Origin of the sequence: Paenibacillus sp. FSL M7-0802, from assembly GCF_038004945.1 — a bacterium.
Classification (GTDB): Bacteria; Bacillota; Bacilli; order Paenibacillales; family Paenibacillaceae; genus Paenibacillus; species Paenibacillus polymyxa_B.
The window spans coordinates 4,712,763-4,737,817 of record NZ_JBBOSD010000001.1; the positions used below are offsets into that span (position 1 = coordinate 4,712,763).

General features: G+C 46.5%; 20 protein-coding genes. 17 read left to right on the top strand and 3 right to left on the bottom strand.

The window, feature by feature from the left end; translation table 11 throughout:
* Window positions 1-29 precede the first annotated feature (29 nt).
* The 4 genes from MHB54_RS21650 to MHB54_RS21665 all read left to right on the top strand — a co-directional run bounded on the left by MHB54_RS21650 (window position 30) and on the right by MHB54_RS21665 (window position 3,442).
* Complete coding sequence (locus MHB54_RS21650) at window positions 30-431, top strand: VOC family protein (RefSeq protein WP_023989581.1); 402 nt, start codon at window positions 30-32, stop codon at window positions 429-431.
* Between the two features lie 109 nt (window positions 432-540).
* The gene (locus MHB54_RS21655; protein ID WP_340982005.1) at window positions 541-1,071 is read left to right on the top strand and encodes a GNAT family N-acetyltransferase; all 531 of its coding nucleotides are present in this window, start codon (window positions 541-543) and stop codon (window positions 1,069-1,071) included.
* A gap of 199 nt (window positions 1,072-1,270) precedes the next feature.
* Window positions 1,271-2,680 carry an aspartate ammonia-lyase gene (aspA, locus tag MHB54_RS21660; RefSeq protein ID WP_013311251.1) on the top strand — a complete coding sequence of 470 codons (1,410 nt, stop codon included), beginning with the start codon at window positions 1,271-1,273 and terminating at the stop codon, window positions 2,678-2,680.
* A gap of 174 nt (window positions 2,681-2,854) precedes the next feature.
* On the top strand, window positions 2,855-3,442 hold the full coding sequence (locus MHB54_RS21665; RefSeq protein WP_023989579.1) for a restriction endonuclease: 588 nt from the start codon (window positions 2,855-2,857) through the stop codon (window positions 3,440-3,442).
* Window positions 3,443-3,536: 94 nt separating this feature from the next.
* Here MHB54_RS21665 and MHB54_RS21670 read toward each other — a convergent pair whose 3' ends face one another.
* Window positions 3,537-6,713, bottom strand: a complete 3,177-nt coding sequence (locus MHB54_RS21670) for a bifunctional cytochrome P450/NADPH--P450 reductase (protein WP_340982006.1) — start codon at window positions 6,711-6,713, stop codon at window positions 3,537-3,539.
* Between the two features lie 284 nt (window positions 6,714-6,997).
* Here MHB54_RS21670 and MHB54_RS21675 point away from each other — a divergent pair, with 284 nt between their 5' ends.
* The 6 genes from MHB54_RS21675 (at window position 6,998) to MHB54_RS21700 (ending at window position 15,023) form a co-directional block, all read left to right on the top strand.
* Window positions 6,998-8,002, top strand: coding sequence for a BMP family lipoprotein (locus MHB54_RS21675; protein ID WP_069080350.1), 1,005 nt, complete (start codon window positions 6,998-7,000; stop codon window positions 8,000-8,002).
* 27 nt (window positions 8,003-8,029) lie between these two features.
* On the top strand, window positions 8,030-9,694 hold the full coding sequence (locus MHB54_RS21680) for a methyl-accepting chemotaxis protein (RefSeq protein WP_069080351.1): 1,665 nt from the start codon (window positions 8,030-8,032) through the stop codon (window positions 9,692-9,694).
* Between the two features lie 206 nt (window positions 9,695-9,900).
* Complete coding sequence (locus MHB54_RS21685; protein WP_081327465.1) at window positions 9,901-12,342, top strand: AraC family transcriptional regulator; 2,442 nt, start codon at window positions 9,901-9,903, stop codon at window positions 12,340-12,342.
* A 129-nt stretch (window positions 12,343-12,471) separates the two neighbouring features.
* Window positions 12,472-13,479, top strand: a complete 1,008-nt coding sequence (locus MHB54_RS21690) for a tripartite tricarboxylate transporter substrate binding protein (protein WP_264454738.1) — start codon at window positions 12,472-12,474, stop codon at window positions 13,477-13,479.
* Window positions 13,480-13,527: 48 nt separating this feature from the next.
* Entirely contained in the window at window positions 13,528-14,529 is a 1,002-nt protein-coding gene (gene kdgT, locus MHB54_RS21695; protein ID WP_264454739.1) for a 2-keto-3-deoxygluconate transporter, read from the top strand.
* A 140-nt stretch (window positions 14,530-14,669) separates the two neighbouring features.
* Window positions 14,670-15,023: a hypothetical protein gene (locus MHB54_RS21700; RefSeq protein WP_013311244.1), complete on the top strand. Its 354-nt coding sequence runs from the start codon at window positions 14,670-14,672 to the stop codon at window positions 15,021-15,023.
* Between the two features lie 82 nt (window positions 15,024-15,105).
* Here the strand turns inward: MHB54_RS21700 and MHB54_RS21705 are convergent, their stop codons facing one another.
* Both MHB54_RS21705 and fdhF read right to left on the bottom strand, forming a co-directional pair.
* Window positions 15,106-15,588, bottom strand: coding sequence for a DUF1641 domain-containing protein (locus MHB54_RS21705; protein WP_053325823.1), 483 nt, complete (start codon window positions 15,586-15,588; stop codon window positions 15,106-15,108).
* 12 nt (window positions 15,589-15,600) lie between these two features.
* Window positions 15,601-18,543 carry a formate dehydrogenase subunit alpha gene (gene fdhF / locus MHB54_RS21710; protein WP_264454740.1) on the bottom strand — a complete coding sequence of 981 codons (2,943 nt, stop codon included), beginning with the start codon at window positions 18,541-18,543 and terminating at the stop codon, window positions 15,601-15,603.
* Window positions 18,544-19,184: 641 nt separating this feature from the next.
* Here fdhF and moaA point away from each other — a divergent pair.
* The 7 genes from moaA to modB all read left to right on the top strand — a co-directional run bounded on the left by moaA (window position 19,185) and on the right by modB (window position 24,980).
* Entirely contained in the window at window positions 19,185-20,198 is a 1,014-nt protein-coding gene (gene moaA, locus MHB54_RS21715) for a GTP 3',8-cyclase MoaA (protein ID WP_264454741.1), read from the top strand.
* A gap of 40 nt (window positions 20,199-20,238) precedes the next feature.
* Window positions 20,239-21,051, top strand: coding sequence for a formate dehydrogenase accessory sulfurtransferase FdhD (gene fdhD / locus MHB54_RS21720; protein ID WP_254347522.1), 813 nt, complete (start codon window positions 20,239-20,241; stop codon window positions 21,049-21,051).
* 133 nt (window positions 21,052-21,184) lie between these two features.
* Complete coding sequence (locus MHB54_RS21725) at window positions 21,185-21,433, top strand: MoaD/ThiS family protein (RefSeq protein WP_028542528.1); 249 nt, start codon at window positions 21,185-21,187, stop codon at window positions 21,431-21,433.
* A 55-nt stretch (window positions 21,434-21,488) separates the two neighbouring features.
* Window positions 21,489-22,220, top strand: a complete 732-nt coding sequence (locus MHB54_RS21730) for a molybdenum cofactor biosynthesis protein MoaE (protein WP_075154520.1) — start codon at window positions 21,489-21,491, stop codon at window positions 22,218-22,220.
* Between the two features lie 62 nt (window positions 22,221-22,282).
* Window positions 22,283-23,362 (top strand): thiazole biosynthesis adenylyltransferase ThiF, encoded by a 1,080-nt coding sequence (locus MHB54_RS21735; RefSeq protein ID WP_319640938.1) that lies wholly within the window; start codon window positions 22,283-22,285, stop codon window positions 23,360-23,362.
* 103 nt (window positions 23,363-23,465) lie between these two features.
* Window positions 23,466-24,287: a molybdate ABC transporter substrate-binding protein gene (gene modA, locus MHB54_RS21740; protein WP_264454742.1), complete on the top strand. Its 822-nt coding sequence runs from the start codon at window positions 23,466-23,468 to the stop codon at window positions 24,285-24,287.
* A gap of 27 nt (window positions 24,288-24,314) precedes the next feature.
* Window positions 24,315-24,980 carry a molybdate ABC transporter permease subunit gene (gene modB, locus MHB54_RS21745; protein WP_023989564.1) on the top strand — a complete coding sequence of 222 codons (666 nt, stop codon included), beginning with the start codon at window positions 24,315-24,317 and terminating at the stop codon, window positions 24,978-24,980.
* The last annotated feature ends 75 nt before the right edge of the window (window positions 24,981-25,055 follow it).

Sequence of the window (25,055 nt, forward strand, 5' to 3'; positions counted from 1 at the left end):
ATGAATTACGAATGAAGAGGTGAAATGTCGTGGGAGTAACAGCTAAACAAATTTTTGTGAATTTACCAGTTAAAAACCTGCAACAGTCCATTGATTTTTTCACTACCATCGGATTTGAATTCAGCGCTCAGTTCACTGATGAACATGCAACCTGTATGGTTGTTAGTGAGCATATTTTTGTCATGTTATTGGTTGAAGAACGTTTTAAAGCGTTCACGACAAAAGAAATTTCAGATGCCACAAAAAGTACAGAAGCGATTGTTGCCTTATCGGTAGAGAGCCGAGAAAAGGTGGACGAGATCGTCCACAAGGCTTTGGAAGCAGGCGGCAAGCCCTCGAACGAACCTCAAGATCATGGTTTTATGTATGGATGGAGCTTTCAGGATTTGGATGGTCATTTGTGGGAGTTCTTTTATATGGCAGAGCAGTAATAGAAATAAGAATGATGAAGTAAACGAAGTATTATGGAAAGTAAGCTATCCTCAAAAGATAGTTTGCTTTCTTTATTGTGTGTTATTGAACTCACCGGGAGGAATCACAATGTCTAACGAAATGAGAGTCTACCCTGTTCAAGCTCTGAGCGAAGCCCTGGCAGATTCACTGAGTCGACTGTTAATCGACGTGGTTGCAGACGGTGCATCTATAGGTTTCTTACCCCCATTAGGTTATGAGGAAGCAGCAACTTATTGGAACAATGTACTTGAGGACGGTGTAGTTCTGTGGATTGCTGAGAAGGACGGAGTACCTGTAGGGACGGTCCAGCTGCATTTGGCTCAAAAAGCTAACGCTATTCATCGTGCGGAAATTGCAAAGCTTATGGTGCATCCGTCCGGACGCAGACTGGGGATCGCACGACAGTTAATGAAGGTAGCGGAAGAAGAGGCACTAAGTCAGGATAGAACGTTACTGGTGCTCGATACGCGGGTGGGTGATCCCTCCAATGGACTATACGAGTCGATCGGGTTCATAGAAGCTGGTGTTATTCCGGGTTATGCTCAATCAGCCGATGGTCAGCTTCATGCCACTCGATATTATTATAAGCCATTAAATCTGTATTCTAGTCATAGCTGAGCATTTACCGAATAAGTGTGGTATATACGGGTAATCATAACTTGTCCGAGGATTACATAGCTTTTTCCGCGTTTATTCGACTGGAAAAGCTCGGGAATAGAAACGTATAATAAAGAGGGGATCAGAAAAGGTCTTTTTATGTCAATTTGGCTGTACTGAATTGAAAAACGTAGCAAACACAGCGGAGGAATCAGAGAATATGAGGTTGGAGCATGATTTTTTAGGTACCAAGGAAGTGCCATCAGATGCCTATTACGGTGTACAAACGCTGAGAGCAAAAGAAAATTTTCCAATTACAGGCCAAAGACTGCACCCTGAGTTGATTAAAGCCATGGCGATCGTGAAAAAGGGAGCAGCGACGGTAAATATGGAACTAACCCGTTTACATCGCCCCAAAGCAGAGGCCATTATTCAGGCTGCTGATGAGATTATACAAGGACAGTTGCATGATCATTTCATCGTCGATCCGATTCAGGGCGGCGCAGGCACGTCCATTAATATGAATACAAATGAAGTGATTGCGAACCGCGCGTTGGAGCTGATTGGCAAGCAACGCGGAGATTATCAGGAGATCAGTCCTAATAATCATGTTAATATGGCGCAATCGACGAACGATGCTTTTCCTACAGCCGTACACTTGGCTGTATTAAGTATGATTGATAAGCTGTTAGCTACCATGAGTGAGCTTCAGGAAGCATTTTCCCGGAAGGCAAATGAGTTTGATAGTGTGATTAAAATGGGCCGGACTCACTTGCAGGATGCAGTGCCCATACGATTAGGGCAGGAGTTTCAGGCTTATGCGCGTGTGCTGGGTCGTGATATCGGACGCGTCCGTGCGACCAAGCAGCACCTGCTAACGATTAATATGGGTGCAACTGCGGTGGGTACTGGCCTGAATGCAGACCGTCGTTATATTCAGCGTGTCGCAGAGGTACTGGCAGAAGTCAGTGGCTTCCCTGTGGAAGCTGACGAAAATCTTGTAGATGCTACACAAAATACAGATGCTTATACTGAAGTGTCTGCTGCCTTGAAAATTTGTATGATGAATATGTCTAAGGTGGCAAATGACATCCGGTTAATGGCTTCCGGACCTCGTGCAGGTCTGGGAGAACTGAGTCTGCCTGCTCGTCAGCCAGGGTCATCCATTATGCCGGGCAAGGTAAATCCGGTGATGTGTGAGGTTATTAACCAAATTGCTTTCCAAGTCATTGGTAATGATCATACAATCTGCTTGGCTTCTGAGGCTGGTCAGCTCGAGCTGAATGTGATGGAGCCTGTACTGGTCTACAATCTGCTGCAATCGCTGGAAATTATGAAGCAGGGCTTCCACGTCTTCCGCATTCATTGTGTGGAAGGGATTGAAGCGAATGTGGAGCGTTGTCGTGAATATGTAGAGAACAGTGTAGGCATTATTACAGCGCTTAATCCGCATCTTGGATATGAGGTGGTATCACGTATTGCTCGCGAAGCAATTACGACTGGGAAATCGGTGCGTGAGTTGTGCTTGCTGTACAATGTACTGACCGAGGAGGAGCTGGACATTATATTGGACCCGTACCAAATGACTCAGCCTGGTATTGCCGGAGAATCTTTGCTGAATCGCGAATAATGATGCGGAGTATGGAGTTTAGACAGCTTTGAGGCAAGACGAAGATAGCCCCGTCGAATCTGGCGGGGCTATTGTTATGTGATAACACAGATGTAATACGGGTGCCAGCGTGCATAGGGGAGTGTCCTGTCAAGGATGATATGGCTACGCTTATGGTAGAAAAGGGAGAGTTGGATGTTGCTAGAGAAATTATTGGCATACAAGGAATTAGGAATAGGACTCATTGTACTTTTAGTGTTGTTTGCGCTCATCATCAGAGGACTGATACGTAGTCGCAGAAATCGGATTTTACGTGATCTGGACCCACGCAAAATTGGAATTCAGGATATAGATCGTATGGAGGATGGCTCGGAATTTGAACTTTATTTGCAACGGTTATTATCCGCGCTTGGCTATAAGGACATCTATAAAACAACCAGTAGCCGGGATTTTGGAGCGGATCTGGTTTTTACAGACCGTGAAGGCGTCAGAGTTGTCATACAGGCCAAACGTTATGGGGTACAACATCCGGTAGGCTTGGGAGCAGTGCAGGAGATTTATACCTCTATGCGTTATTATGCAGCTGACAAGTCCCTCGTCATCACCTCCGGCCGTTATACGGAATCCTGTAAAACACTTGCTGCTGTCAACGGGGTTAAATTATTAGACCGCAACGACTTGATCGACATGATTGATTTATTCAAGGCTAGGCAGCGCGAGGAGGTTATGGACCTAATAGAAAGCAAAGTAGATGTGATTGCTTCCAAATGGAGTGAAAGATAATCATAAAAGGGACTGAACTACTGCGACGAGATCGAAGCCCAGTAATCAGTCCCTTTTATTTTTTAACATGATGCTTGCTCTTATATTGTTAACATTAGATGCCTGTCCAGACATCCTTGGCATAGCGTTTTTCCTGTTGGAGACGATCCAACCATTGCTGTGCTTCTTCTTTACTGGTATGGTGTGCTTCCGCGTAAGCAGCACAAAGGGTGTCTTCTACATCGGGAGCCATCCGGCTACCATCACCGCATACATACAGATGCGCTCCTTCATCAAGCAAGTGAATCAGAGCGTCCGCATTTTCCTTCATGACATGCTGCACGTATCTTTTGGGTTGATCGGGCAGACGTGAAAAGGCTGTATGAAGCGTAATGATTCCCTCTTGCTCCCAGGCTTGCAGCTCTTGCTTGTACAGATAGTCGAGCTTAGGATTACGGCAGCCATAGTATAGATGAGCCTCGCCGAGCTGTTCTCCTCTCTCCTTAAGTACATGGCGTGTCTGGAGGAATCCGCGGAATGGTGCCACTCCAGTGCCCGGACCGACCATGATGACAGGCACGGTCGGGTCTTCTGGCAATCGGAAGCCCGACTGAGGCTTACGCACAAAAATGACAATTGAATCATCTGGTTGGAGCTGTGCTAAATAATTGGAGGCAATTCCTAGGTATTCACCTTGTCCGCTACGGGCTGGTCCACGCACGACGCCCACTGTTATACTCGCCGAATTATCCGATTCAAGCGGAGAGCTTGAGATGGAGTAGTACCTAGGCTTGAGTGGTGGTAACAGCGAGATAAAGTTTTCAAATGGCAGCTCGCAGGCTGGATACTTCTCCAGAATATCCAGCATCGTGACGCGCTTCTGTCGTATCTCTCGATCAAAGGTAGTATCCTCCAGCAAAGCTTCAATTTCTTTCTTGTGCGGTGGACACACTGTAAAGGATGCCAGTTGCCGTAGCTGGGCTCTCGTTGCCGGTTCTTGCAGTTCCACACTGAGAGTGAGCAAATCTTCTATGCTGACAGGCCGATCTAAGGGGAGATGCGCCGCATCCCGGTCACTGCCTCTCAATACGATGTAATCCTGTTCCTGTAATTTAAAGCGTTGCATCACCCTTTTGACCAGCGAAGCAGGATTACGCGGCAACACACCAAGGTGGTCACCTTCGCGATAGGACAATCCGGTTGGTAATTTGAGCTCCAGATGTCGTGTACTGCGTTCACTTTCAGCAGCAAGCAGCTCACGATTCGCTGTAACGACGGCAGTAACTGCTCCGTAGTTGTCTGCAAGAGGTGTACTGAGTATGGCGCTGACGAACTCTATGCTCAGACTGCTGCTGTCCTGTGGTTCTGTATCATTGTGCTCTACCCCGAAAGCATTCAACAAATCCGGCCATAAGCCGTGGTTCCAGGCTTCCCAATCCTTCTCAAAGTCACCGCTGGCATCGCCCTCACCCCGGTCATACAGTCGCTTCGCCCCTTTGGCATACATCAGCTCGTCGATCAGCCTTGGAATACGCTGATACGTGCTGGCCCAATTGCGGTCGCCGCAGCCGAATACAGCATACCTTACGCCTGCCAGTTGCCCTTCGCCTGCCTGCTCCAACCATTGTACAAAGGCATCAGCATTATCCGGTGGACGCCCGTTATAAGATGCGGTTGTAATAAGTACCACGCCTTCTTTAGGCAAATTGTCCACACGATCATTCAGAGTTGCTATGCTACTGTTGAAACCCCAATTTCGACCTAAATCGGCTAGTTCACCTGCAAGTCCCTCAGCTGTACCCAGATTCGAGCCGTACAAAGACAGCAAAGAAGTATCATGCTTTTCGGCATGGGGGGGTGCAACCTTTTGTTCCTCTTGTTCATGAAGTTCTTGAGCGGCACCTGGCAGCATAACGGCAGTCTGTGTGCTGCGCGGGCGTACTTGAATGGTGAAGCCCTCCGGCTTGAGTGTGAGCGTTTCTTTGACTTTCAACTCATAATGAGTATGATCAATCAGCTCAAAATGTTTCAGTACCATACCCAGCACAAGAGTGGCCTCCTGTAAGGCAAACTGCTGTCCAATGCAGGCGCGTTGACCGTTGCCAAACGGTTTGTAGGCATCTTGCGGAATGGCGGATGGGTCCTCGAAGCGCTCCGGTCGAAATTCCTCAACATCTTCGCCCCAAGCCTCGGTATCACGGTGCAGTTTTGGAATGAGTACATTGACGCTGTCACCTTTTTTAAGTGGGTAGGTTCCGTCGAGCAACGTATCTTCTTTGGCAAAGAGAGAGAAGGCGGGCGCTGTCGGCCATAGTCGCAGAGCTTCATTCAGTATCATCCTTATGTACTTGAGTTCACGAACCTGAGTATAAGAAGGCAGCGAATCGGTGAGCACGCGATCCACTTCTTCATAGGCCTTGGTTAGCGTTCGCGGATTCTTAAGCAAATAGTAAATAGCAAAGGATAAAAGCCCACTGGTCGTTTCATGACCGGCGATGAGAAAAGTGATGATCTGATAGCGGATATTTTCATCATCCAGCGTCTCACCAGTTTCCGGGTCCTTGCCTTCCAGCATACGTGCCAGTAAATCCTCTTCTCCTTGGTTGCCAAGGGTTTTGCGTTCTTGAATAATGCTGTCTACCAGCGAAAACATCGTTTCGATATCGTGTTTAAACTGCTTTTTCTTCGATAACATCAGCTTGTTTTGCAGATTGAGGCGTTGCAGCTGACCCATCGCTTCATCTAATGCGCGTGTCATACTGGTCACGAACGGATGGGGCTGATCGCGGTAGAAACTGTTAAAACGATAATTAAAGCCGCATAATCCGATCGTATCCAAAGTCAGCCGGGTCATATCTTCCGGAACCTCTACACTTTCATCGGGATTGAGCCGAGACCATTTTTGTATCAGCTGAACAGCAAGATCAAGCATCATATTGTGGTAACCCTTCATAGCCCTCTGACTGAAGCTTGGCAGCAAAATTTGGTGGGCCTTGCGCCAGTTCGGTTCCTCAGTCCAGCTTGTGAATAGTCCGTCTCCTGCAAAAGCTCGTACTTTTTGTAATGGAGCCCACACTTGTTTGTCGAAACGGGATTCATCACAAGCATCTGCGACCAACTTATGACCGGAAATATAAATGTTCGTTCCTTCAGGCAGATCCATGCGAAAAATTGGACCGTACTCATAAGAAAGCTTAACCAGAGACTGGACAGGGGCATGTGTATCGATCAAGGGCAGATTACCTAAGGGACCATAAGTTTTGGGCTGTGGAATTAAATCTGTCGAAGTCATTTTTAATGTTGCTCCTTTCGAATTGAAATAGAGTGATGGTTTCAGAGTACCTATGTTTTCCAAATTACACTTTATTCTTACGATATAAACGAAAATAAGTGAATTTGGACAGTTCGTATAATAAAAGAAGCATAAAAATATACATTTTTTACATATAGAGAAAAATAATCTTATTTATCATGTTCTATTTACAATGAATTTACAGAAACTCTTATGAAAAAATATGCTTTTATAACCGATATAAAGATGTTGGGGATTTCCAAATTATGCTGAGGTGATATGTCATGAAAAAGCGAGCTGAATTATTAAATTTTAGGTGGATTCCCATTGTCACAATCTTTGCATTATTGCTAAGTGCATGTGGGCAATCGGCAGCACAAACCAAGGCTCAGCCCATTAAGGTGGGAATCGTACTGTCAGATATTGGTCTGGGTGACCAATCTTACAGCGACGCTGCTTTTCGAGGTTTGGTCAAAGCACGGGATGAGGGGAAAATTGTTTTTGAATACCGAGAAATAACGGAGACCAAGACGTATGATGCGGCTTTTGAACAGCTTGCTCAAGAAAAAGCGGATTTAATCATTGGGCTGGGTTACATGGTGAAGGACAGCTTGGAATCCATTGCTAAAAAATATCCAGACCGTAAATTTTTAATCGTGGATGAGAAATCAGATTTACCGAATGTGGCCTCTATTAGCTTCAAAGCAGAAGAGGGCAGTTTTATGGCTGGGGTCGTTGCGGGTTTGACGAGTCGAACCGAACAGGTAGGTTTTCTCGGAGGTGCGGAATCTCCTTTGTTGAAAAAATTTGAAATTGGGTATCGCGCAGGGGTGCAATCAGTCAAGCCAAATGCCAAAGTTACTGCAACGTATGCAGGAGATTTTGGAAAGCCGGAACTGGGTACGGAAATTGCAGATGACATGATTAATCAGGATCAGATTGATGTCATCTTTGCAGCCGCAGGTCTTACGGGTGTAGGTGCGCTGCAGGAAGCGCAAAAGCAGCATAAATTCGCCATCGGGGTCGATAGCGACCAGTTTTTTATTGCGGAAAAAGCGGTAGTGACCTCGATGTTTAAAAATGTAGACATTGCAATTTATACAGCAGTCAAAGGCTTTGCAGATCATCAAAGAAAATTTACGGAGAAGGATATGGTGTTTGGTCTTGCGGAAGATGGTGTAGGTTTAGCGCCTATTCGTGTCGTGACACTGAGTCCGGATCAGCAAAAGTTGTTGGATGATTTAAAGGAAAAAATCAAATCCGGCACACTGACTGTTCCCACCCAATAAATTTTCGCAAACGGAGGATGAAAGCTGATGAAACTGCAAGGTAAACTGGTGCTGAACGCGATGATTTCCTTGATCGCTTGCCTGGCTTTAGTGGCTTATATCATTTTTGAATTAATTCGTATTAACTCGCAAAGTAGTAATCTGGTTCCGGCTATGTTGAATGTACAGCAGCTCAATGCCTATTTGATTCAGTCAGGGCAGGCACTGCAAAATTATTCAGCTTCCATGACGGAGAGCAACAAAGCCGATGTGCAAAATCAACTGACTCAGTCTGAAAAGACGATTGCTTTGCTTTCACAGGGCATGTTGCAAACCGAAGCGCAGCAAAAGCGACTGAATACGATTAAAACAAAATTCAGCCAATTGAAAGTAGCAACGGAGAAAGCCATGAGTACCCAAAACAGCCCGGAGTCCAAGCGGGAGGCCATGCGTGCCCAAGGGATTCAGAACGATGTATTTATGCTGGATCTGCTGACCAAGGCACGTTATGACCAATACACAGAAGATTTGACCAAGAGCATTCGTTTTACATGGCAATTGGCCTTGGCAGGTGCAGTTATACTTCTGGTGGCGGTTGGGCTATATAATACATATACATCCAGGCAGCTTGCCCTTAGAACACGCAAATTAACGGATGCCGCAAAGCAAATTGCTGAGGGAAATCTGACAGTGCAGCTTGCCCAAACCAAGGGACGCGATGAGCTGGACGAGCTCAATGAATCTTTCCGGGTGATGATCGGGAACTTGCGCAGCATTGTACTCTCCATTGATCAGGCGGGTAATCGTGTCGATCTGATGGCTCGGGATATTGATCAGCATAATGAGGCCATGAAGGAAATTGTGACACAAGTCAGCACGTCAACAGAGGAACTGGCAATAGGCAGTCAGAAAATTGCTGAGGATCTGTCGTCGACAGTTGGCGTTGTGGACGAGATGCAGCAGAAGTTTGAATCGAATCTACTGGAAACCACACAATCGACCGCGTATAGTGAGGATGCTTTGCGTGTCATTGAGCAGGGTACGCGGGTCATGAGCGATCAACTGCGTATTGTTGCAGAAAATCGTTCAGCCATGTCCGAAGTGGAGCAGACGGTCAAGGAGCTGGAGGCTAATGCAGTCGAGATTACAACCATGACTGGATATGTCTCCGAAATTGCCAGCCAAACATCGCTGTTGTCCTTGAATGCTTCTATTGAGGCTGCACGTGCAGGTGAAGCAGGAAAAGGTTTTGCTGTTGTTGCCAATGAAGTGAAAAAGCTGGCGAATCAATCAGAGTCTGCTGTAAAGAAAATTTATACCGCAGTTGACGGTATCACGCAGGCTATGGATAAGGTGAAGATTTCTGTGGCGCAAAGTCAGGAGCTGTTCCGTGAGCAGGAGAAGGCAACCTCCTCAACCGGCGAATCGTTTACAGAGATTAGTGGCAAAGTGCAGCAAATTGCCGGCCAAGTCAGCAAGTTATCAACGGACATGAATGTATCGCGAGAACTGAGCGTACAGGTACAGCAAGCTATCGAAAATATCAGCGCAATCACTCAGCAATCCGCCGCAGGCAGTGAAGAGATTACGGCTTCCACGGTAGAGCAGAAGCGTTCATTTGAGGAATCGGCTGAGAAGGTAAAAGAGCTTCGTCAGATTCGCGAGGAAATGCAGCGGGAGCTAGATCGTTTTCAGGTGGAAAAGACAAGCTAAAACCTGTGAAGCAAGTATCTGTTTTTGCTGAATAATGAATACAAGCAGTGCCAAAGAAGAAGTTCTACCTTGTACAGGGAGACTTCTTCTTTTTTATATGAATGTTGTTCCTTATATTAAGTTTGAATTACATAGGCAGGGAATTCCGACTCTTGCGTCAAATAGTAATAGGGAGAATATGTAACCAGTATATGGGTCAGAGGAAGATGGACAACGAAGTCCGGAAGGATGAAGTTACGGGAATGCTGCGACTTAAGCTTCGATTGATACTGAAAAATAAACAGACAAGATTGATTCTACTGCTTACTCTGTGCGTGTCGCTTGTGATTAGCGTGATCGGCTTGCTATCGTATTCAGGATACCGTGAAGGTTTGGATACCGAGCTGAACACACCCAATATAGAATTATTGCAAATCAATCTGGATGTGACCAATCGGGCTTTTCGTGAGTCTGATAACAAGGCGCTGGACGCAGCCTATCATCCGGATGTAGAGGCTTTTGTACGTGTCCAAACGGACGGGAAATCGCTGGAAGACAACGCCTCCGTCATAGATCGGCTTCAGAAATACTTGAAAACCCTTTCTTCGCACGAAGAAATTTATTCGGTTGAAGTTATTTCTTTGGACAATCATGCTCTCGTATCCAGCAATTATGGTTACATGCCTGATTGGAAGCAGGCACCGGATACCACATGGGTTCCCTGGATTCAGGACATTCAAAAAAAGCCGTTGTTGATTAAGCGGCGATGGTATGGCACTGATCGTGAGCAGGGGACGATAGAGTTGCTTTCGCTGGCCAGGCCCATAGTAAAGAATGGTCGGGTCATGGGTGCGGTGCTAATCAATCTGGATTACGATCGTTTTTTTTCCAAACTATATATTCATTTATCCAACTCGCAATACGTGTATGATCTGGACGGCGAGTTGATCTATCCCAAGCTGAAATCGTCCTTACCCTTAAATGATATGGGCAGGATTTTGAAAGAGCTGGATGTGAGCCCCTATGCTTATGTGGAGATAGGGGACATGGAATATATGGCCAACCAAACCTTTTCAGATGTAACGGGCTGGCGTCTAGTATCGCTCGTTCCGATGGACAAGCTGCTGAAAAATGTAAAGCTGGCGCGCAATATGATGCTGTGGCTTGCCTTTATCTCCATACTGGCTGGGTGCTCAGCAGTTTACTATTACAATTATGCAGCTTTTCGCCCCATGAAAAAAATTAATAGCCTATTAAATTCGGGCAATAAGGGAACGCGCCAAGGAGGATTGTATGACCTGGAACCTGTGATTAGCAAACTGGTTGGAGAGTTTCACCGCAAATCATTGGTGGTAGAGCGAAGCCTGCCGGAGCTGCGTTCCAAATATATGGAAGATGTCATCCAGCGTAGAATGGGCATACAGGAAATGCGTATGAAATGGGAACAGTATTTTTCCGATTGGGACGGCCATTCTTTGTTTGTCATGATCGTGTCCATCGACCGGTATTCTGCGTGGGCTGCAAGCTTTCCAGAAGAAGATAAAATGCTGCTCAAGTATGCGCTGAACAATATTTTGCTAGAGATGCTCGAACCTCACTGGAAAGCAGTATGCTCGCCGGAGGAGGAAAGTGGTTTTACTGTGCTGTTACAGTTCAGTGAGAGTTCGAATGAAGTTGGTACAGAGACTGACCTCCAAGAGAGCATTTTGCTTCAGAAAAGTGTGGATAGGCTGATTCAGGTTGTCGGTGAGTATCTTCCTTTGACTATTTCTATAGGGATTGGTCATATGGTCACGGATATTCAAGAGGCACGGGCGTCTTTTATAAAAGGAAAAGAGGCCCTTAATTTGCGTTTGTATGAGGGGTATGGACGTTCATATACGAATATAGACAGCAGCATAAGTGTGAAAAAGGATAACACAGTGGATGAACAGTCAAAGGAGCAGATTCAGGATTCAACATTGCTGGACAATCGGCGTGTGGAAATGATTCGTGCCCTGGAGTCACAGGAACCTGGTGCAAGTGTAAAGTTAATCAGCCACTGGGTAGAAGAACTTCGACTCCACAGAACATCCCCAGCCCAGGTCTACTTGTTTGTTCATGAATTGCTGGAAGATTTGCTAAAATGGTGTACCACTCAGAGTGTGACGCCGCCGGATCAGCTTGCTGATTACCACTGGAATCAGATTCTGACACTAGACCTTCAAGACATTGAGGTATTGCTGGTCATTATGTTGACTGATATCGAAGAAAAATGGCACGGTCGCATTCAGTCCAAAGATTTTGTGCGTGTACAAGAGATGATCGAATATATGGAACATCATTTGCATTTGAACATCGGGCTTCAGGAAATTGCGGATCATGTTCACATGAGCGTGTCCTCGGTGAGCAGCATGTTCAAGGAAGAAACGGGGACCACCGTTTACGATTATTTGACTGGATTACGCGTAAAAAAGGCATGCACATTACTATGTGAAACCCATTTGAAAATCGGTGAAATTGCAGAACAGGTCGGATACCGAAATGAGAACAGCTTTATTCGGGTATTCCGCAAGCACAAACAAGTGACCCCAGGGAAATTCAGACAAATCAGCAAATCTTCCAATGAATATGCAGATCGGTCAAAAGGCCGATACTTTGGCGAAATAGAAGATAAATACGAAGATTAAGCGATAGCTGTAGCCCTCCACGTTGCGGTACATTGACTTCATGTAAACGCAAACAACAAGACCGAAAACGTTGGAGGTGAAAACGGGCGCATGACGGGCCCAGTTCATTTTTGGAGAAGAGGAAACATAATGAAGAAAAAGCCATGGCAAAAATATGTGCTGGTTGCGGCTGGAGTAGCTATGCTTTCTGCCTTGAGTATCAGTGAATATGTGGATCACCGCACCCTGCAGGATCACAGCCGTATATTTCCTACGAAGCCAATAACACTCGTCGTTCCTTATGCGGCCGGAGGCGGTACAGATATTACCGCGAGAGCGTTGGCGAAAGCCGCCGAAAAGCATCTCGGTCAGCCGATAATCGTCGTTAATCGAACGGGAGGAGGCGGTTCTGTCGGGCTGATGGAAGGGGCTGAGGCGCAGGCGGACGGTTATACTGTAACGTATCTGGTCGCTGAGCTGACTACGTTGCCTCATTTGGGACTGCTACCGCTCACCTATGAGCGATTTAAGCCGCTGCTTCAAACCAATATGGACCCTTCCGCCATTACGGTCCGGGCGGATGCACCATGGAAGACAGCGGAGGCATTTCTGGAGGATGCTGGGGCCCATCCCGGCAAGCTCAAAATGGGGAATGCAGGCACGGGGAGCATATGGCACCTTGCTGCCGCAATGCTGGAGCAGAAAAGCGGAGTCCGCTTTACCCATATCCCTTATGAGGGAGCAGGCCCAGCCGTCTCCGCTTTGATGAGCGGATTTGTGGATGCTGTACCCGTCAGTCCCGCAGAAGTGAAGAAATACGTGGACGAAGGGAAACTTCGCATACTGGCGATCCAGGCAGACACTATTTCGGAAGCGTTTCCAAAAGTGCCGTCACTACAGCAAGCCACTGGGCTGCGTGTACATTTTATTGGCACTTGGAGAGGGCTGGCTGTACCCAAGGATACACCGGATGAAGTTGCTCAAACGCTGACGGATGCACTGATCAAGGGGACGAAAGACGAGGAATTCAGGGAGGAAATGCGCAAGCATGGATTGGGATTGCGTGTCCAGGATGCAGAGGCATTCGCGCAGCAACTGAAGGAGAGTCATGATACCTTCGCAAGACTGATTCCCGAGCTCGGCTTGAGCCGCAAGTAATACGGCCTTGTTTTTGCATTGGCAAAAACGAAAGGGTTGAACGAAGTAATGAAAATCAAACAAAACATTGATAAAATTCCAGGGGGCATTATGCTGGTGCCGCTGTTTATTGGCGCACTTTTTCATACATTTACTCCATGGGCAGGCGACTATTTTGGATCTTTTACCAAGGGGCTGATGACAGGTACGGTACCCATTTTAGCAGTGTGGTTTTTTTGTATGGGTGCTTCTATAGATGTGCGAGCGACGGGTACTGTATTGCGTAAATCAGGAACGCTCGTATTGACTAAAATCGCGGTCGCGTGGGTAGTGGCGATCATTGCATCCAGATTGCTGCCTGTTGGTGGTGTAGAAAGTGGACTATTTGCAGGTTTGTCAGTGCTGGCGCTGATCTCGGCTATGGATATGACGAACGGCGGGTTATACGCCTCCATTATGCAGCAGTATGGCTCCAAGGAAGAGGCAGGAGCATTTGTACTGATGTCACTGGAATCGGGTCCGTTGGTGACCATGATTATTTTGGGTAGCACCGGGCTGGCCGTTTTTGAACCGCAGACATTTGTGGGGGCGGTATTACCATTTTTGGTCGGCTTTATGTTGGGCAATCTGGATCATGATTTCCGAAAATATTTTGGGAACGCAACGCAAGCTTTGATTCCATTTTTCGGTTTTGCACTTGGTTGTTCCATTGACCTGAGTGTCATTGTCCAGACAGGTATGCTTGGTATCTTATTGGGTATTTTTGTAATTATCATTACAGGTATTCCACTGATTTTGGCGGACAAATATATCGGTGGTGGCAACGGTACAGCAGGAATTGCAGCCTCTAGTACAGCAGGAGCAGCAGTAGCCAATCCAGTCATTGTCGCCAATATCAAGCCTGAGTTCCTGCCTGTTGCGCAATCTGCAACGGCCTTAGTTGCTGCTTCGGTCATTGTGACCTCGATTTTGGTACCTATTCTGACGGCATACTGGGCCAATTATATGAAGCGTAAGGGGAAATCCCAAGAAGCGGGGCCTGTAAATCCAGGGGCGAATATACCTAAATAAAGTTTGGATGATAATGATCTCAACTTATGGACCTTTCCATTACCCGGGAAATGCTTTTGCAGTTATACCTTCAATCCTAACATTACAAAACTTGTCCTAAAACGCTTCTGCAAACATACATATGTAAGCAGAGGAGCGTGATGGGATTGGAAAACAAGGTGCGTCGCTACTACCAGTTAAAGCAAAAGCAAAAAGAAATTGAAGGTGAACTGACTGATTTGCGTAATGACATTACCGCTCATTGTGCACAGCAGGAAGTATCAGATTGGGAAATTGGCAACTACCGAGTCAAGATTATACAGCAGCACCGCAAGGAATACGATCATACAAAGCTGTATGATTCACTGCCTGATCCGCAGCTATGGCGCTTGTTTTCCAAGCCGGATACGTCGAAGATTGCCAGTTTGCTTAAGCTCAAGGTCATCGCAGAGGAGCAAATAAAAGATGCCGTTTCTCTTAAAACGGTGACGCTATTGCAGGTGGATAAAAAATAAATAAAAAGAGCTGCCCCCGTTTTCGGAGCCAGCTCTTTTTATTGTCTGTTGTTACTAGTCTTCCAACTTCACGCTCTATGAGTTATTTATCAGACAAACTTTTTCCCACTCCTTTGAGAAAATGAATGCCAAATCCCATTGCCCGGTTTACATCTGGATCATTCATTGCCTTCATAAGATCGCGCAGACGAGTCTTTTTATTCTGCTTTAGATGTTCTTCGGCTTCGTTCAGGCCATTGGTAACGCTATTTGTCAGCTTTTTCATCAGCTCGGGGTCTACCTCAGACAGCATCCCTGCTGCTCCCATGAGATTATTGATGATGTTCGTCACAGGCTTACGCGTCGCTTGTCCTACAGCGATTTTGACGATGCTTTCTTTGGCTTTTAGCATAGACTGAGCTGCTTCGAGAAGACCACTGTCGTGCAGCTCGCGTACGATTTCAAGCGTCTTCTGCAATGCCGCCCCATTGTCCGCCAGATCAGCAGTAAGCTGATCCAGCGATTGTTTTTGCCGTTCTTCTTCTGTCAGAACGCGTTTTCTCACAATTGAAATAGGCTTAGCCACGGCTTGACCTCCTTATTTTTGATCCACTAAATCGACATAACCGGGACGGTTCCACTTACGGTCCACTTCAACCCCATTTTGCGGATGACGTTTTTTGTAACGCGGATTGATACGTGGTAGTGGATTTTGACCGTCTACCTCCAAAATTTGCATCCGTACTTTGGCTTGTTTATAGGCCGGTGTACGGGTGACCACATCGAACGCTCCACCAGTTAACAGATTGACCGCACCATCATGGCTGGTAGAGTGCATTGGCACATAAATTTCAGTTCCCTGCACGCGGTCTGTAACCAGAACGCGTAGCTTGACCGCACCATAAGGGGATTCCAATCGAACCAGCGATCCATTAGTGATTCCGCGCTCCTCAGCCAATTCAGGTGACACTTCCACAAATACTTTTGGAAGTTTGAGCTGAATACCCGCTGATTTGGTCGTCATATTTCCTTCATGAAACTGTTCGAGCAGTCGACCATTATTTAAGGTCAAATCGAATTCAACGGGGTACTCTTTCGGTGGTACATATTCGAAAAGTCCCAAACGCGCTTTTTTATCCGGAAAGTTAAAGCCGTTGGTGTGCAGCAACGGTGTATTGCTACCATCCGGCGATCCCCAGTGGAAGCTATTCCAGCCTTCCAAAACGTCATAATTACATTGGGAGAAAAATGGAGTGAGCGACGCCATTTCCTCAAAAATTTCACTTGGATGGCTGTAATCCCAATCAAATCCCATGTGCTTGGCAAATTGGCTGAAAATCCACCAATCTGGTTTGCTGTCTCCTAGAGGGCGGAGTGCTTCATATAAACGCTGAACACGACGTTCGGTGTTCGTAAAGGTTCCATCTTTTTCGAGTGAAGGTACGGCTGGCAAAATAACGTCAGCGAATTCAGCTGTCTTGCTTAGAAATACATCCTGAACGACAAGGAAATCCAAGTTCGCCAGCATTTCTTGGGTATGGTTGGAGTCGGCATCCACCCATGCCATCTCTTCTCCAGCGATATACATCGCTTTGAGCTTACCTGTTTCAATAGCTTCCAGCATCTGAATGTTGTCTAGTCCGCGTTGACCTGGAATTTGTACGCCGTAGGCCGCTTCGAACTTGGCACGAACGACATCGTTCGTCACGGGCTGATAGCCCGGGAAAATATCCGGCATCGTACCCATATCGGCAGCACCCTGCACATTGTTATGTCCGCGAAGCGGATATGCGCCTGCACCCGGACGCATAAAGTTTCCAGTCACCAGCAGCAGGTTGGCAATTGCAATCGAAGTGTAAGAGCCTGCGATGTTTTGCGTCACACCCATGCCCCAACAAATGGCAGTGCCGTCGGCTTCGTGAATCAAAGTCGCTACCTCAATCAGTGTCTCTTTGGAAATACCAGTTTCCTGTTCGGCAAATTCCAGGGTGAAACGCTCTAGCAACTTCAAATATTCAGGATAGAAGTTTACATGCTCTTCAATGAATTTTGCATCATGCCAGTTTTGCTCAATGATGTATTTGGCTACAGCGGATAACCATACATAATCAGTACCTTGCTTCGGACGAATGAACAGATCTGCGCGTTCTGCCATTTCATGCTTGCGCAGGTCGACCGAGATCAACTTTTGACCGTGCAGCTTATGCGCACGTTTGATACGAGTAGCCAGCACTGGATGTCCTTCTCCCGGCGCGCAACCGACCAGCATGACCAAACCTGCTTTGGCAATGTCTTTAATCGTACCGCTGTCCCCACCGATGCCTCCGGTGTATTGCAGCCCCCATGACGCAGGAGATTGGCAATACCGTGAGCAATTATCGACGTTATTCGTTTGGAAGACCTGACGAGCCAACTTCTGCATCAAATAGTTTTCTTCATTGGTAAATTTGGACGAAGAAATAAAGCCGAGTGCTTCGCCACCGTAAGTTTCTTGAATAGCTCCCATTTTGCTGGCCATCAGGCTCAAGGCTTCTTCCCAGGTAGCTTCCACAAATTCGTCCCCTTGACGAATTAAAGGGGAGGTCAAACGCTGATCGCTGTTCACAAAATCCCAGCCAAATTTCCCTTTTACGCATGTCGAGATACCGTTAACAGGTCCCTCAGAGGTAGGTTGTACCTTCAAAATTTTGCGGCCTTTGGTCCAAACCTCAAAGCTGCAACCTACACCGCAAAACGTACAGACGGTTTTCGTTTTTTTCGTACGGGTTTCACGCATCGCTGCTTCGGCTTCGGAAATAGCAAAAATCCCACTATAGCCCGGCTCCACTTCCTTTATTAAATCCACCATCGGATTTAATAAATCCTTGTTCATGCCACTCATGAAGCCTGCTTCTCCCAGCATGGATTTCTCCATCAAGGCATTGCATGGGCAGACGGTTACACACTGACCACAGCTAACGCAGGAGGAATCGTTAATCGCAACCCTGTCATCCCATATGACGCGAGGGCGTTCAGCTTCCCAGTCGAGGGACAGCGTTTCATTGACCTGAAGGTTTTGGCATACCTCTACGCATTGGCCGCATGCAATACATTGATTGGGGTCATATCGGTAGAAAGGATGAGACATATCTACTTCTGTCGGGCCAACTTTCGGTTGATACGGATATTTTTGATGTTCAATTTCCATTAGCTCTGCTGTATTATGCAAAGTGCAATTACCGTTGTTGTTATCGCACACTGTGCAGTAGAGGAGATGATTTTCCAGCAATCGGTCCATAGCCTCGGTTTGAGCTGCTTTCGCGCGATCCGAATGTAAATGAATATTCATTCCATCGGAAGCCAGTGTCGAGCAGGAACGCATAAGTTTTCCGTCCACTTCCACGATACATGTGTCACAGGTACGGATCGGATCGACTTCTGGAACGTAACACAGCTGGGGATGGGCGATGTTATTTTCGTTAATCACTTCAAGAATCGTTGCGCTGTTCTTCGTTTTCAGTTCCTGTCCGTTTAATGTAATTTTGATCGCACTATCAGTCACGGTTCAGGCTCCTTTCAGATTTTAAATTTAAAAATTAGGAATAAAAAAACTCCACCATAAACACAAGTGCTCGTGTTCCAGCACTTGTGTTTATGGTGGAGTAGTGACCAAGCTCTAGGTCCTGGAGGCCAATCCGCCATTTGAATATGTATTAATAACAAACAGTACGCACCGTCTGTATATCAATAACTTCTGAATAACTTAGATATGTCATTTTCTGCATGTCATCTCGTGTAACTATAACGTAAAATTTAAGATAGTTCAACGGTACATTATTAATTTTTTAATTGATAATGATTATCGTCTGAGAAATCGAAAAATCATTGACAAACGTTCCAGGATTGCTAACAATAGGAATGTAACCTATTTCAGAGCAATCGTAAATGGAGTGTACGTGGGAATCGCGTATATTTTATTTGTCGCAGCGCTTGTTAGTTTGATTTTTCTATATCACATGATGTGGGATTCGTAAAATCCTGATGTAGATAAATTAACCGGCATTTAGCAGATTCTTCGATATTCATAAGCGAAGAAGTTGTTGTGATGCCGGTTTTTTTGGTTCAGTATAAAATGAATGGAAATACCGTTCCAATTTAGAGTGTAAAGAGTTTTATTAATGAAGACGGATTGAGGTGAACAGGATGGCGAACCGGAGCGACGATCAATGGAATCGTCCGTTACGGGACTTAAGAATATCCGTCATAGACCGATGTAATTTTCGGTGCCGATATTGTATGCCGGAAGAAATATTTGGCCATGACTATCCGTTTTTGCCAAAAGAAAAAATATTGACCTTTGAGGAAATTACGCGCCTTTCCCGTATTTTTGTCTCGCTGGGTGTTACGAAGCTGCGCATTACTGGTGGTGAGCCGTTGCTGAGGAAAAATTTATCCTCGCTTATTCATTCGTTAACTCAACTCGATGGGGTTGAGGATATTGCAATGACGACAAACGGCGTATTTTTGCCTAAATATGCTGTAGCACTGCGAGAGGCGGGACTAAAGAGAGTGACGGTTAGTCTGGATTCGCTCGATGATGATCGGTTCCGCCAAATGAACGGGGGCAGAAGCAGTGTAAAGGCGGTGCTGGATGGTATTGAGGCTGCGGCTCAAGCAGGGATGCAGGTGAAAATAAATATGGTCGTGCAAAAGGGCTTTAACGATCAGGATATTGTTCCCATGGCCGATTATTTCCAAAAGAGAAAGCATATTTTACGTTTTGTTGAGTTTATGGATGTAGGCAACACCAATGGCTGGAAATTGGATCAGGTCGTTTCCAAGCAGCAGATCATCGAAGCCATTCACGAGCATATGCCGTTAGAGCCTGTCCCACCCCAGTACAAAGGTGAGGTGGCGACGCGCTACAGGTATCAGGACAGAGAGGGGGAAATCGGCATTATTTCGTCTGTTACGGACGCCTTCTGCTCCACATGTACACGAGCGAGAATTTCTGCTGAAGGCTCCTTGTACACGTGCCTGTTTGCCTCGCAAGGGTACAAGCTTCGCGCGATGCTGCGTTCCGAACAGTCCGATGACGAGATTAGAGCTTACATTGAGCGTGTTTGGAGAGAACGTACCGATCGCTATTCAGAGGAACGGCTGAATCATACACAGCAAGCAACATCTAAAATTGAAATGTCACACATCGGCGGGTGAGCCGAAGAGCCAGCCTGTCAGAAACAAGGGAGTGGAGCACATGGAAAAGCCAGCTGAGGTAAAACGTGAGATTCTACGTTATCGTGACGGTCAGATCAAGCGTTTTGAAGACACTGTGGTGACGGAGTATCCGGTGACCATCAAAATTAATCAGCAGGAATTTGCTACCATGGTTTGTACACCGGAGTATGTGGAGGATATGGCGGTAGGTTTTTTGGCCTCTGAAGGCGTCATTCAACGGTACGATGATATTGAAGATATTTGGGTTCAGGAAAAAGAAGGTTTTGTTCATATTAAAACCCGTCGAATGAATGAGTTTTATCAAAACTTTCATTCCAAACGGTACATTACCTCCTGCTGCGGAAAAAGTAGACAGGGCTTTTATTTTATGAATGATGCCAAAGTGGCAAAAAGAATGAATGACACCCATGTTACACTGTCCTTTGACGATTGCTTCCGCTTGATGAATTTAATGCAAAGCTCGGCACTTACGTTCCAACAGACCGGTGGTGTTCATAATGCAGCGTTGTGCGATAAAGACGGCATGATCCTGTCCAGAATAGATATCGGCCGACACAATGCGCTGGATAAAATCTATGGACATTGCTTAAAACATGATATTGTATTGCAAGACAAAATCATAGTATTCAGCGGACGCATTTCGTCTGAAATTTTGTTGAAGGTTGCGAAGATTGGCTGTGAAGTTGTTTTGTCCAAATCAGCTCCCACAGAGCTTGCACTTGAGTTGGCTGAGGATCTGGGAATTACGACCGTCGGCTTTATACGCAGTCGTTCTCTGAATGTGTATACGCATACTGAACGGATTGATGAACTGGTCGAATCTAAAATATAATATAAAAATTTTCAATGTACACCGTCATAGTTAACCAGCATGGAATAAAACCTTTCGGGGTATTCATTCATGTTGGTTTTTCTTGGTACATATGTGGTGGACATTCACTGTACTGAAAAGGAGGGCATGTTAAATGAACTATCATATTCAAGTATTTGCCGGACTTGCGGAACAGATGGGAGGGCCTATAATTATGGTGCCTACTGAGCAAGAAACGATGACCGTTGCCGCGTTAAAAGACTTGCTATCCGAGTGTTTCCCTGAATCGGCAGCTCAGTTGCAGGGTTCTTTTGTTGCCAGAAATCAAGCCTACGCCGCTCCTGAGGACCTCGTGAGTATATATGATGAGATTGCGATTATTCCTCCGGTTTCAGGAGGGTAAATTCTATTATATAGATAGATGAATTCGATAGAATAGGTGCAAGGGGGCAGATCATATGCAATACCGTATTCAGCTATTCGCAGGTATGGCGGAGCAACTTGGTGATGTGATCACGGTAGAACTTTCACATGAAACGGTGACCATGGCAGACATTCGAAAAAGGCTGAATGAGCTGTACCCGGAAGTGACTTCACAACTGCCAGGTTCTTTTTTTACCCATCATAAAAAGCTGGCTTCTCCAGATGAACTTGTGCTTCCATCAGATGCAATTGCTCTTCATCAGTCAGCACCCGGGATGGAGACGGTCGTTTCAAAATGTGGTTTATTTGCCATTACGTACGACCCGATTGATGCCGATGAAGTAACCTCAAAGGTGCTCGACCCTTCTCATGGCGCCTCGCTGACCTTTAATGGTACGACTCGGGAATTCACGCAAGGTCAGCGAACGGTGCTGCTTGAATATGAGGCGTATGTCCCGATGGCCATGAACACGATGAAGCAGATTGGTGACGAAATTGCAGAGCGTTGGCCTTCTACACGTACTGCGATTACACATCGGCTTGGCACGGTCAGAATTGGAGAGACGAGTGTGGTGATTGCTGTCTCTGCTGCACACCGCGATACTTGCTACGAAGCCAGCCGCCATGCCATTGAACAGTTAAAGCAAATCGTACCGATTTGGAAAAAGGAAGTGTGGGAGGACGGCTCAGAATGGAAGGGGCATCAGCTGGGTGGCTGGAATCCTCAAAATACCCCAAAGCTTTCGAATAAGGACGAGGACATCTGAGCTTTTAGCTTGTCTGATCAACTTGTAGCTATCAATGGATAAGTATGGAGGGTAAACCAACGATGTCAGAAATGGACAAAATCCAGAAAATAGAAGTTGCTGCACAAGCACATGCGCATGCGTCTCATGCCCGTTATTCTAGACAGGAATTATTCTCGAAAATTGGACCGACAGGCCAGCAAAATATCCGTAGTAAGCACGTGCTGATGGTGGGGGCCGGCGCACTGGGCACTGCCAATGCTGACATGCTGGTGCGAGCGGGCATCGGACGGCTGACGTTGGTAGACCGCGATTATGTAGATTGGAGCAATTTGCAGCGCCAACAGCTCTATGACGAAGCGGATGCCCGTGATCAGATCCCCAAGGCAGTGGCCGCGCAGAAGCGATTGCAGCAAATCAATTCGGACGTGGACATTCGTGCGCTAGTCCGGGACGTCTCGCTAGATGAAATCGACGATATCGCAGCAGGGGTGGATCTCATCGTAGATGCCACCGACAATTTCGATACACGTATGCTTATGAACGATTATGCGGTCAAGCATCGAATCCCTTGGATTTACGGGGCGTGTGTGGGCAGCTATGGGACAACCTTTACCATCGTGCCAGGGCAGACACCGTGCCTGCATTGCCTGCTCGGAACCGTACCGCTCGGCGGTGCGACCTGTGATACGGTCGGTGTGATTAGCCCGGCTGTACAGATGGTGGCGGCTTATCAAAGCGGCGAGGCATTGAAGCTGCTCACCGGGAACGAATCAGCCTTACAGGGTAAGCTGATTTCCTTCGATCTGTGGAACAATCAGCATCAGGCGATCCAAATCAGCGCCATGAAGAAAGCTGATTGTCCAACATGTGGTGAGTACCCTGTGTATCCTTTTTTACAATCGGAGCATCAGGCTAAAACGGCTGTCTTGTGCGGACGAGATACGGTTCAAATCCGCCCGGCCCCGGGTACTGTACGTGATCTGAATGAAGCGGCACGTTTGTTATCCCGTCAGGGGGGCAAAGTGGAGCATAATCCATACCTGGTATCCGTTGTTATCGGAACGCATCGAATTGTTCTTTTTCAGGATGGACGCGTCTTAATTCATGGCACGAAGGACATCGCTGAGGCGAGATCGATTTATCACAAATATTTGGGTTGACCCAATAGATTCGAACCGTTATGAGATGTACAATGTTTTCTTATTTTCGCCATCACATTTTCGTCATCTCATTTTGGAATTTATAGGATAGGGGAAGAACAAATTGAAAAAGAAATTTGGGTACATATTCACGTTCGTTGGATTGTTGTCATGGGTTCTGGCGGGGTGCTCGTCTCCGGCTGCTGTACAGTCGGCACAGTCTGCACCCAAGACAGAACTAGTCGTATCTGCCGCTGCAAGTCTTCAAGATAGTCTGAATACGCTCAAGGACCAGTATGAGAAACAGCACCCAGATATCAAACTTACCTTTAACTACGCTTCATCTGGTACATTACAAAAACAAATTGAACAAGGCGCACCCGCTGACGTATTTATTTCGGCGGGCATGAAGCAAATGAAGGCATTAACGGATGCTTCATTGGTGGAAAAGGATAACGTGTTGCTTCAAAATAAACTGGTTGTGGTTGTTCCACAAGATAAGGCGAAAAGCACAGATAACAAAAGCATTACGCTCAATGACTTGATGGGTCCTTCTTACCTGAAAGTGGCTGTTGGGGAGCCTACTACCGTTCCCGCCGGACAGTATTCCAAAGAATCGTTAACGAAGGCTGGACTATGGGACAAGCTGGAACCTAAGATGGTATTCGCCAAGGACGTAAGACAGGTATTAAATTATGTTGAAACAGGCAACGCCGATGCAGGACTCGTCTATCTGACGGATGCCAAATCATCTGATAAAACGGTCATAGCACTGGAAGTGCCTGAGGAATTGCATGCACCCATCCTGTATCCTGAAGGCATTGTAAAAGCAACCAAACACAGCCAGGAAGCAGGCGAGTTTCTTAATTTTCTACGGACAGATGAAGCTATGAGTGTGTTCAGTAAAGATGGATTTTCAGCCCCTACAGAAATGGCGGGAAAATAGAATTCACAGATAAAGGAGGGGGTTCCGTTGGATTGGTCAGCTTTTCTTCCTCCGGTTATCGTATCTGTTAAAGTTGCTGTCGTCGCCAGCATCATCGTCTTTTTATTAGCTACTGTGGTAGCGCGGATGATGGCGAACTGCACGCCGCGGAGGGGAACCAGCGTGATTGAGACCGTCCTACTTCTTCCGCTCGTTTTGCCTCCCACTGTTGTCGGCTTTATTTTGCTCATCTTGCTGGGAAGGAAAAGCTGGATTGGCACTGCCTTCGAAAGCTTGTTCCAGCAGACGATTGTATTTACATGGGGAGCTGCAGTGGTGGCGGCCGTAGTTGTTGCTTTTCCACTGGCTTACCGTACCATTAAAGCAGGTTTTGAAGCTGTAGACCCAGAGGTAGAGGAGGCTGCACGTGCGCAAGGTGCCAACGAATGGCAAGTGTTTCGCCACATTACGATGCCCCTTGCCTACCGACCGCTCATTTCAGGATACATTCTCGGATTTGCCCGAGGGTTAGGGGAATTTGGCGCTACGCTGATGCTTGCAGGTAATATTCCTGAACAGACCCAAACCCTGCCTACAGCGATTTACACCGCGTCCGAGGTCGGAAATATGACACTCTCTTGGAGCTGGGTAGCTGTCATCATTTTATTCTCTTTTATTATGTTGATGCTTTCTAATCGACTGGTAAAGGATTAGTCCGTTGGAGTAAGAACATGCGTAGTCTGCCGATAGGGCAGCTGCGGCAACGTCAGCAGCTTAGATCACCAAGAA